Origin of the sequence: Flavobacterium sp. (assembly GCF_043722275.1) — a bacterium.
GTDB lineage: Bacteria > Bacteroidota > Bacteroidia > Flavobacteriales > Flavobacteriaceae > Flavobacterium.
In genome coordinates this window covers 1-5,586 of sequence record NZ_JAYSPC010000003.1, presented here as the reverse complement: position 1 = coordinate 5,586, position 5,586 = coordinate 1, and the positions used below count along the sequence as shown (strand labels likewise).

Here is a 5,586-nt window from a genome sequence, read left to right as displayed (position 1 = left end):
TTATCGTTTTTAAATGTTCTGTTTTGTTGATTGATCAGCGTTATTTGTCTCACGATACTTTGGAACATTTCGTTTAAACGTCTTATTTTGTGTACTTCTTCAGTTCCAGTTGGGTAGCGTATGGATTTATTACTTCGTATGTTTTCAGGTTTCTAATGATTTGCTGTAATTGATCCCTGGCTTTTTGCTGATCTTTTGTATCTATTTCTCCTGCGTATTTTTTATTTTGATAGTCTATTATTCTACGGCTTTGCCCTTGGCTTTCATCAACGGCTAGTAAAAAACTACGGCTCATATTATCTTCGTAAAGTTCGCCTTTGGTCGTGGCGGATAAACTGCTAAAAACACCTTTTACTTCTTTCTTGGTCGATTTTATATTACCTTTTTTGTCTTTTATAGATACCGAACTTGATAATCTTTGATTACTGATTAATTCCCGCATGGCAAACATGGCTTCTTCTTTTAATCCGTCCAGATCTTCTATGACCAGTACTTTATTTACAAGCTCATATTCACCCCAATTGTACAAACTACTTTCGGTTATTCTTGTAAATCTTAAAACATCTTCCTGCGGGATCAGATCAGCTATTTTACTAATTAAATGGGTTTTTCCTGAGCCCGAACTTCCCTGAACTATAGCATGTAAAGGGCTTTTGGTTTTATAACTCGAAGCAATAATAAAGAGCAATAATCGCGAGTTTTCCTCACCAATAATTCCTGATTGTTCGATTAAAATATTGATTTGGTTTAGAACATCTATTGAATTTTGTTTTTTAGATTCTTCGATTATTGGATTGTTAGATTGGATTGTCTTATCCTGAATTGAATAAGAAAAACTTATCTCTTTTCTTTGTTCTAAAAGTTCAGTAAATATTTCTTTTTCGTGTAATTGTAACGTTTCGTTAATGTCTTTACTTGGCAGTTCTATTGTCGATATTTTGTATTGTTTAAATTGATCTGCATATTTTTTTACAGCTTCTTCGCCTGCTTTATCATTGTCAAAAGCAAAAATTATTTCTTCTAGTTCTTTTAAATTTAATATTGCATTTTGGATTTCTTCGTTTAAACCATTTGTGCCGTAACATGCCAATAGAGTGTAATTTTCTTTGATTTCATCTATTTGTAAAAGACTTGCGCAGTCAATTATGCTTTCGGTCAGGATTAGTTTTTTGGTTTCCTTTTTTGGGTAATCAGGATAAATTCCTGATCTGTTTTTTAGGTAAAAATGTTTGGCGTCTTTCTCATTTATTGTACTTCTAAAATAAAGACTTACAACTTGGTTTTCTTTGTTTTTTAATGGAAAAACAATTGATCTGTTCCCAAAAACATTATAGGCTTTATCTCCTGTTTTACTGGTAATGTTTCGGTCTAAAAGTAATCCTGTTTCTAAACAATTATTGATTAAGGTTTCATCACGTCTTGTACCGTGATGGAACTGTCCGCCATTAAAACCAATTTGCAAAACTTCGAGATCTAAATTTCTTTCTTTACAATAATCCTTTGCAGGATTACTGTTAAAGATTCCTTTTCTAAAACTCTGGAACATTTTCTCTAGAAAAACGCTTTTGTTTTCTGTCAGAATTACCGTTTGCTTCGCCTGTTCGCCTTTCAGGCTCGGGTCTATTTTTTGACTTTCGACCTTAGTCTTTGGATTTATTCCTATTATGGTTACACATTTTAAAATCGCTTCTCGTTTACTTAGTTTTTCATAATCCTGAACAAACTGGATCTGATCGCCTTTTTTATCGCAGGCATGACATTTGTAAAAATTACTTTCAAAATTTACCTGCAGACTCGCTTTTTTATCTTCGTGAAAAGGACAAAGAAGCATTTTGTTTTTATTGGGCTTTAAGCCGTAATGATCCAGTACAGTAGCAAGATTTAAGTTTTCTTTAATTTCTTTAATGGTCATTTGGGCAATTGCTTTAGGGTTTGTTTTACTTCTTTTATTACTTTCTTATAAACTTCCTGATCTTCATGCAATACAAGAGGTTCAATGATCAATAATTTTTCACGGATTATGATATTTACAGTATCGCCAACTTTAAAACCCATTTCTTCAAGCCATACACCGCTCACGCTAAGCCACGGAACTGTTTTATATCCATAGGTTAATACTCTGTGTTTGGATTGGAGTTTTACTTCTTTGGGATTTCTGACCGCCATAATTGCTGTGATTTAACGTTTGTGTTAATTTGATACGTCACAAATGTAAAATATATGTATCAATAAAACAACTAATGTTTTATCAAAAAGATACATATTGCTTTATTTGTGCTTTTTAGATAACTTTACGACAAATTATACAGTATGCAACACATTGGTAAAAATATAAAGAGAATAAGGGAAGAGAAGGGATTAACGCAACAATCCATTGCTGATCTTATTGCAATGCACCGCTCTAATTATTCAAGGGTAGAAACGGGTGACAGAGAATTATCTCTTGAAGCTGTGGGCAAAATTGCCAAATATTTCGGTATAACTATTGACCAGCTGGTAAATTTAGAAGGTGAGATTCCGCAAGAAATTACAATTGAAGATAAATCTTTAATAGAACAGGTTAAATTAATTCAGGAACTGGAACCTGAAGAAAAAAGTATGGTTTTCAAAATGGTCGATACTTTCCTGACACAAAAGAAGTTTAAAGATTTCTTTCAGAAAAATGTAGCTTCGCTATAAAAACCAAAAGCCACTCCGTAATGAAGTAGCTTTCTTATTTAATTATGTTTGTCGCTCATCGTTGTGGGCGCAAAGTCAGAGACATTTGCCAGCTTACATAACAACTTTTGTACTCTTCGAAGAGTTGGGGGGATTTTAGATAAAATAATTAACTACCAACACATCTGATACATTATCCCATTGCGTTGTATAAAATCATTTACTATATTTATCTCCAACTAAAATTCAATAATTTTTATATTTACTTTCTTAATGAAAACTACATTTAACAAAAACTACATTAAATCTTCAAATCTAATTTTCTTATCCGCTTTAGTTGGTGCAATAAATTTGTTATTACTTCCTGGTCTATTATCATCAAAAACAGCAATGATAGTTGGTTTTTTTACAATAGTTTTTTTGATATTTCTCGGATTAATGATTAGATTAGGAATATTTTGGATAAAATATTTACTCGTAATATTGGTTTTATTAGGTCTAACTGGTTTACCACTAATAATAAGAAACTTTTTAGATCGGCCATTAAATGGTATTTTTAATATAGTACAATCGATTATTCAAATCTACGCCATTGTATTACTATTTAAAAAAAATAAAACTTAATTTAAAAGGAATGAGCCCGATATTATATCGGGCTCATTCCTTTTAAATTTAATTATAAATTCGTCTAAACTTTTGGGTGCAGTCTACTTTGAGTTCTCTTCACTTTTATTTAGTTTGAATTAATGGATAAAAACATTTCATTTTGGTCAGTGGAACTTCACTGTAAAGTGACAATAACAACTGATCTATTTTTTTTGAGAAGAGACATGAAATTATAATTTCCTCACCTTCAAATGTTATAATTTTTGCATAATAATAATCTTCAAACGGAAAATTTTTTACTACAGAACCAATTAATCGTGTACCTGACATGTATAGTTTTATCTTTTTAAAATTGGCTCTATCATATTTAACGGATTTATCTTTTTTAAATTGAATAATCCCTTTATCGTTTATATCATAATTATAATTTCTGCCATGATTGTAATAATCATAATGAATGTAAGCGGTAGGCAAAACCAGTACAATAAACATGGGAATGATTACATATACAAAAATTTTACCATCAAAGTTGGCAGCGTATAGTATATATAATATTATAACTACTATAATGATTTGAGTTGCTAATAAACTAATCTGAGTGCTTATCTTTTGACTTAACTTCATAATATTAGCGATGCGCATTTGCAGTTGCAAAATTTACATTATTATAAAATTGATTTAAATATGGTGTGGTGATTGTCTTGAATTCATCATAGATAGTTTGAAGAGTTCCCTTCGCACCTCCGATTACAGCACCAGTAGCAGCACCAGCCACAGTACCAGCTGCGGTCCCGACAGGTCCTCCTGTTGTTCCAAAAGCAGCACCTACTTCGCCACCAACATATGAACTAAGAGCCGCTGTAGCTAAAATACCTCCCCCATTTAGAAGAGCTGTATTGCCGCTCACTTCTCCATTAGCATAATCTAAACCAACTTGTGCAACTTCTAATCCAGTACCTATATTCCCTGCCTTACTACCTATAGATTCTACATATTTACTATTAACACCCATCATCTGTAAGGCTTCTGTATTATCAGCAATTACCGAATTAAAATCAGATATCCCTCCTAATACCTCACCAGCTACTTTTAAAGGTGCTTTGTCTGGAGCTTGGTAAGTAGTACTAGCATCATTATCATTTGACCATTTACCTCCTTCCTGTAATGTTATTGTGCCACCGTTTTGAGCTTTGTAACTATTATTGGTTACTCCATCCGAATAACCCGAATAACCAGCATCTTTGGCTTGCTGTGAAGTCGTAATATCACTCCTATATATCCAATTATTTCCATCTCTAACCCAATCTTTAGCTTCCATTCCATCAGGGTCAATAAAATAAATAGGATTATTAAGAGCATATGTAAATGGAGAAAACCGTCTTGACGTTTCAGCCTTCGGGTCAATGTTCATCCAACGACCTAAAGCAGGATCATAATTTCTTGCTCCATAATCATAGAAGTTAAGCCCCAGCTCGTCTTGGAGTTCCTTTCCATTGTACTTATACTTGTATTGTCCTGCGTGATATTTCCCTCGCCCGAGCGTTTATTTTTGCATTCCTGCGAGCATAAACTATTTTTTAAGAACGTACTTTTTCATTTTCTTATCCGCTCAAAAATAGGTTTTAAATTTTCAATTGAAAAATAAAATTGATTGATTTTTCTTTCTTTTTTTAGACTTGGGTTTTATTTTCAATTGAAAAAAAAAGATTCCATTTTTATTGATGCGCTCGATTTTTGTGCCGGATTTTTTTATCCTGATGTTTCTATTTAAAAATAATGTTCTCTAAAAAATCCTGCGCAAAAATGAGCATAGCCCGACGGCGATTGAGTTATGCGCAAAGACAATGAACACCCCAAGTGAGCAAAAAAAGCGTTGTAGATTTTGGCTCATAAAAAGCTTTTTTTAGCGAACGGGTGGCGGTGTTGCGGTCTTGACCAGCGCCACAGACCGGGAAGCCCTTTTTCTGGGCTGTAGGGATGTGTGCGTGCAACGGCGGGGAAAATATAAAAGTCAGCGTTAGCGTTCCTTATTCCATTGCAAAGCTTTAGCGGAGCAAACCCCGATGACTGGGCAAAAGAGCAACCGCCAAAAAGTGTGTGGCGGTTTGTTTTTTTGCCTTATTCAGAGTGTAGCGGAGCGGAACAAATATATTCGGCTAAAAAAATAAAATAGCCACACCGAACGTAAGGTAGAGAACGTGTGAAGTGATGAGCGGGAACGGAGTGGATATTCTGGATAAAGTGAGCACCTAATTCTGGATAAAAGTGAGCAGTATAAATGAACTCAAAAAGGTGTCTAAAAAGTAGTTTAAAAATATAAAA

Annotated in this window: 5 protein-coding genes; 1 reads left to right on the top strand and 4 read right to left on the bottom strand. The window is 33.5% G+C overall.

Features of this window, described 5'->3' with window-relative positions:
• Positions 1 to 82: 82 nt before the first annotated feature.
• The gene (locus tag ACHZDT_RS00295) at positions 83 to 1,912 is read right to left on the bottom strand and encodes a CHC2 zinc finger domain-containing protein (RefSeq protein ID WP_394772662.1); all 1,830 of its coding nucleotides are present in this window, start codon (positions 1,910 to 1,912) and stop codon (positions 83 to 85) included.
• On the bottom strand, positions 1,909 to 2,166 hold the full coding sequence (locus ACHZDT_RS00290) for a SymE family type I addiction module toxin (RefSeq protein WP_394772661.1): 258 nt from the start codon (positions 2,164 to 2,166) through the stop codon (positions 1,909 to 1,911). The genes ACHZDT_RS00295 and ACHZDT_RS00290 overlap by 4 nt, the downstream gene beginning before the upstream one ends.
• Positions 2,167 to 2,310: 144 nt before the next feature.
• Between ACHZDT_RS00290 and ACHZDT_RS00285 the strand changes: the two genes are divergently transcribed.
• Complete coding sequence (locus ACHZDT_RS00285; protein ID WP_394772660.1) at positions 2,311 to 2,679, top strand: helix-turn-helix domain-containing protein; 369 nt, start codon at positions 2,311 to 2,313, stop codon at positions 2,677 to 2,679.
• 708 nt (positions 2,680 to 3,387) lie between these two features.
• Here the strand turns inward: ACHZDT_RS00285 and ACHZDT_RS00280 are convergent.
• Both ACHZDT_RS00280 and ACHZDT_RS00275 read right to left on the bottom strand, forming a co-directional pair.
• Complete coding sequence (locus ACHZDT_RS00280; protein ID WP_394772659.1) at positions 3,388 to 3,888, bottom strand: hypothetical protein; 501 nt, start codon at positions 3,886 to 3,888, stop codon at positions 3,388 to 3,390.
• Positions 3,889 to 3,892: 4 nt separating this feature from the next.
• Positions 3,893 to 4,735 carry an RHS repeat-associated core domain-containing protein gene (locus ACHZDT_RS00275; protein WP_394772663.1) on the bottom strand — a complete coding sequence of 281 codons (843 nt, stop codon included), beginning with the start codon at positions 4,733 to 4,735 and terminating at the stop codon, positions 3,893 to 3,895.
• Positions 4,736 to 5,586 lie beyond the last annotated feature (851 nt).

Bases quoted from the DNA above. Each gene is read 5' to 3' on its own strand.
- ACHZDT_RS00295 (WP_394772662.1), bottom strand. From the start codon at position 1,912: ATGACCATTAAAGAAATTAAAGAAAACTTAAATCTTGCTACTGTACTG.
- ACHZDT_RS00290 (WP_394772661.1), bottom strand. From the start codon at position 2,166: ATGGCGGTCAGAAATCCCAAAGAAGTAAAACTCCAATCCAAACACAGA.
- ACHZDT_RS00285 (WP_394772660.1), top strand. From the start codon at position 2,311: ATGCAACACATTGGTAAAAATATAAAGAGAATAAGGGAAGAGAAGGGA.
- ACHZDT_RS00280 (WP_394772659.1), bottom strand. From the start codon at position 3,888: ATGAAGTTAAGTCAAAAGATAAGCACTCAGATTAGTTTATTAGCAACT.